This window comes from Massilimicrobiota sp. mt181 (assembly GCF_055420065.1).
In genome coordinates this window covers 1-4,899 of record NZ_JBVAYN010000048.1, presented here as the reverse complement: position 1 = coordinate 4,899, position 4,899 = coordinate 1, and the positions used below count along the sequence as shown (strand labels likewise).

Sequence of the window (4,899 nt, the reverse complement as noted above, 5' to 3'; positions counted from 1 at the left end):
GACTGGCAGCGTGCTATTGTCGCGGTTGCCCACTATCTTCGCCGCTATGATGCTTAACTTCTGTGTTCGGTATGGTTACAGGTGTGTCCATCATGCCTTCACCACCAGATCCTCGAGCACGAACGCTCAAAACTGAACAGCATTTTCCCACCTTGGCTAAGCCCTCGGTCTATTAGTATCATTCAGCTCAGCATGTCACCATGCTTGCACCCATGACCTATCTACCTCCTCGTCTTGGAGGAACCTTACTTCCGAAGAATGGGAAGTCTCATCTTGGAGGGGGCTTCACGCTTAGATGCCTTCAGCGTTTATCCCTTCCGGACTTGGCTACCCAGCTGTGCCACTGGCGTGACAACTGGTGCACCATCGGTCCGTCCACCCCGGTCCTCTCGTACTGAGGGCAGCTCTCCTCAAACTTCCTGCGCCCACGACAGATAGGGACCGAACTGTCTCACGACGTTCTGAACCCAGCTCGCGTACCGCTTTAATGGGCGAACAGCCCAACCCTTGGAACCGACTTCAGCTCCAGGATGCGATGAGCCGACATCGAGGTGCCAAACCTCCCCGTCGATGTGAACTCTTGGGGGAGATCAGCCTGTTATCCCCAGGGTAGCTTTTATCCGTTGAGCGACGGCCCTTCCATTCGGTGCCGCCGGATCACTAAGCCCGACTTTCGTCCCTGCTCGACCTGTCTGTCTCGCAGTCAAACACCCTTTTGCCTTTGCACTCTGCGCATGGTTTCCATCCATGCTGAGGGTATCTTTGGGCGCCTCCGTTACTCTTTGGGAGGCGACCGCCCCAGTCAAACTGCCCACCTGACACTGTCCCGTCATCAGTTCCATGACGTCCGGTTAGAACTCCAATACATCAAGGGTAGTATCCCAACGTCGGCTCCTCGAATACTGGCGTATCCGTCTCTCAGCCTCCTACCTATCCTGTACATCATGCATCAGAGTCCAATATCAGGCTACAGTAAAGCTCCATGGGGTCTTTCCGTCTAGTCGCGGGTAACCTGCATCTTCACAGGTACTAAGACTTCACCGAGTCTACAGCCGAGACAGCGCCCAAATCGTTACGCCTTTCGTGCGGGTCAGAACTTACCTGACAAGGAATTTCGCTACCTTAGGACCGTTATAGTTACGGCCGCCGTTTACTGGGGCTTCGGTTCATGGCTTCGCCTAAGCTGACCACTCCCCTTAACCTTCCAGCACCGGGCAGGCGTCACCCCCTATACTTCGACTTGCGTCTTCGCAGAGAGCTGTGTTTTTGGTAAACAGTCGCTTGGGCCGTTTCACTGCGGCTCAGATCTCTCTGAGCACTCCTTCTCCCTAAGTTACGGAGTCATTTTGCAGAGTTCCTTAGCTATAGTTCTCTCGCTCACCTTAGGATTCTCTCCTTACCCATGTGTGTCCATTTTCGGTACGGGCTGTCTGCAGTTTCGCTAGAAGCTTTTCTTGGAAGCCGGCATCGACAACTTCTGTACTTATCGCAATGTTCCATACGCATCACGCCTTCGGGTTATGACATCCGGATTTGCCTGGATGCCCCCTACCTCGCTTGCACCAGCTCTTCCAGCCGCTGGATTGCCTAGCCGTCTCCGTCACTCCCTCGCCCACAGACAGGTACGGGAATCTCCACCCGTTATCCATCGACTACGCCTTTCGGCCTCGCCTTAGGCCCCGACTTACCCAGAGCGGACGAACCTTCCTCTGGAAACCTTGGGTCTCCGGTGCGTGGGATTCTCACCCACGTGCCGCTACTCACACCGGCATTCTCTCTTCCACACGCTCCACGACTCCTTACGGTATCGCTTCTTCGCTGTCTGGAACGCTCCCCTACCATTTACATCGTAAATCCATAGCTTCGGTATCATGCTTAGCCCCGGTAAATTTTCGGCGCAGAGTCATTCGACCAGTGAGCTGTTACGCACTCTTTGAAGGATGGCTGCTTCTGAGCCAACCTCCTGGTTGTCTGTACATCTCCACATCCTTTTCCACTTAGCATGTATTTGGGGACCTTAGCTGATGGTCTGGGCTGTTTCCCTCTTGACCATGGACCTTATCACCCATGGTCTGACTGCCGCGCATGTCCTCATGACATTCGGAGTTTGATTATGCTCAGTACCTCGGGATGAGGCCATCACATATTCAGTGCTCTACCTTCATGCGACTTCTTCGCGACGCTAGCCCTAAAGCTATTTCGGGGAGAACCAGCTATCTCCGGGTTCGTTTGGAATTTCACCCCTAGCCACAATTCATCCGCCAACGTTTCAACGGGGGTCGGTTCGGTCCTCCATCGGGTCTTACCCCGACTTCAACCTGATCATGGCTAGATCACCCGGTTTCGGGTCTATGACATGCAACTCGCGCCCTCTTAAGACTCGCTTTCGCTGCGGCTCCGCATTCCCTGCTTAACCTCGCTCCACATCATAACTCGCCGGCTCATTCTACAAAAGGCACGCCATCACCCTTTAACGGGCTCTGACTTCTTGTAAGCATATGGTTTCAGGTTCTCTTTCACTCCCCTCCCGGGGTTCTTTTCACCTTTCCCTCACGGTACTGGTCCACTATCGGTCACCAGGGAGTATTTAGCCTTTCGAGATGGTCCTCGATCCTTCCGTCAGGATTCCTCGTGCCCCGACGTACTCAGGGTCTGCCTCGCCTCGCTTCACGATTTCGGATACGGGAGTTTCACCCTCTTCGCTGCGCCTTCCCCTGCGCTTCTCCTATCATGTCACATAAGCTTCGTCGACAGCCCTATAACCCCATCTTTTGATGGTTTGGGCTCCTCCGCTTTCGCTCGCCACTACTTACGGAATCGTTCTTACTTTCTTCTCCTGCAGGTACTGAGATGTTTCAGTTCCCTGCGTATCGCCTCATCACGCTATCTATTCACATGATGATGTCACCCTCATGAGTGACGGGTTCCCCCATTCGGATATCGACGGGTCTTTGCATGCTTACTGCTCGCCGTCGCGTTTCGCCGTTTGCTGCGTCCTTCTTCGCCTCCTGGTGCCTAGGCATTCGCCATACGCTCTTCTTTGCTTAACCTAAAGTGTTCTCTTCTGTGCTTTCTTAGTTTGCAACTAGATGATTTCGACCTTCTTCTTCTTGATCTCTTCATCTTCCTTCGCTTTCTTGTAGAAAGTTTGCTGTTCAGTTTTCAATGTCCCTGTTCGCTGAATGCGCCCTACCAGACACACTCAAAACCAAACAGTATCCACGTCTCTTCTCTTCTCCCTAGAAAGGAGGTGATCCATCCCCACGTTCCCGTAGGGATACCTTGTTACGACTTCACCCCAATCATCAGTCCCACCTTAGACAGCTCCCTCCTTGCGGTTGGGCCACCGGCTTCGGGTGTTACCAACTCTCATGGTGTGACGGGCGGTGTGTACAAGGCCCGAGAACGTATTCACCGCGACATGCTGATTCGCGATTACTAGCGATTCCAGCTTCGTGCAGTCGAGTTGCAGACTGCAGTCCGAACTGTGAACGGGTTTCTGGGTTTCGCTCCACCTCGCGGCTTCGCATCCCTCTGATCCGTCCATTGTAGCACGTGTGTAGCCCAGGTCATAAGGGGCATGATGATTTGACGTCATCCCCGCCTTCCTCCTCCTTGCAGAGGCAGTCTCGCCAGAGTCCCCAACTTAATGCTGGCAACTGGCAACAGGGGTTGCGCTCGTTGCGGGACTTAACCCAACATCTCACGACACGAGCTGACGACAACCATGCACCACCTGTGTCCGATATAGCTATCTCTCTGTCTCCAGAGCCTTTATCGGCATGTCAAGACCTGGTAAGGTTCTTCGCGTTGCTTCGAATTAAACCACATGCTCCACCGCTTGTGCGGGCCCCCGTCAATTCCTTTGAGTTTCATTCTTGCGAACGTACTACTCAGGCGGAGTGCTTATTGCGTTAACTGCAGCACTGAGGTCTGACCCCCAACACTTAGCACTCATCGTTTACGGCGTGGACTACTAGGGTATCTAATCCTATTTGCTCCCCACGCTTTCGGGACTGAGCGTCAGCAGCACCCCAGACCGCCGCCTTCGCCACTGGTGTTCCTCCATATATCTACGCATTTCACCGCTACACATGGAATTCCGCGATCCTCTGATGCTCTCTAGCTGTGCGGTTTCCACGGCTTACCGGGGTTTAGCCCCGGGCTTTCACCGCAGACCTGCACTGCCGCCTGCTCCCTCTTTACGCCCAATGATTCCGGATAACGCTCGCCACCTACGTATTACCGCGGCTGCTGGCACGTAGTTAGCCGTGGCTTCCTCATAAAGTACCGTCACTCGCCTGTCATTCCCTACAGGCGCCATTCTTCCTTTATAACAGAAGTTTACATCACGAATGACTTCTTCCTTCACGCGGCGTTGCTCGGTCAGGCTTTCGCCCATTGCCGAAAATTCCCTACTGCTGCCTCCCGTAGGAGTCTGGGCCGTGTCTCAGTCCCAGTGTGGCCGTCCACCCTCTCAGGTCGGCTACGCATCGTCGCCTTGGTGGGCCGTTACCTCACCAACTAGCTAATGCGCCATAAGCCCATCCCATCGCTATCCCGTAGGATATTTAACATATCTCCCATGCGGTTGATATGCCTATGCGGTCTTAGCTGCCGTTTCCAGCAGTTATCCCCCTCGTTGGGGCAGGTTGCTTATGTATTACTCACCCGTTCGCCACTCGATGCTAGAAGCATCGCGTCCGACTTGCATGTATTAGGCACGCCGCCAGCGTTCATCCTGAGCCAGGATCAAACTCTCCATTGTCTTCTATTCCTTAGACAACTTTGTGTCCTCTTTGACTCTTCTTTTTCTTCTTTCTTTTGACGTGTTTACTGTTCAGTTTTCAATGTCCCTGTGCCCTCTCGCCGAGTGCTCATCTATAATACCATCTCCTC

At 53.6% G+C, this 4,899-nt stretch carries 3 rRNA genes; all 3 read right to left on the bottom strand.

The annotated features are described in order from the left end of the window. A 5S ribosomal RNA gene (gene rrf, locus ACZYT4_RS13860) occupies positions 1-109 on the bottom strand. A gap of 43 nt (positions 110-152) precedes the next feature. After that, positions 153-3,050, bottom strand: a 23S ribosomal RNA gene (locus ACZYT4_RS13855). Positions 3,051-3,243: 193 nt separating this feature from the next. After that, positions 3,244-4,768 (bottom strand): 16S ribosomal RNA (locus ACZYT4_RS13850). The 16S, 23S and 5S rRNA genes sit together here, the layout of an rRNA operon. Positions 4,769-4,899 lie beyond the last annotated feature (131 nt).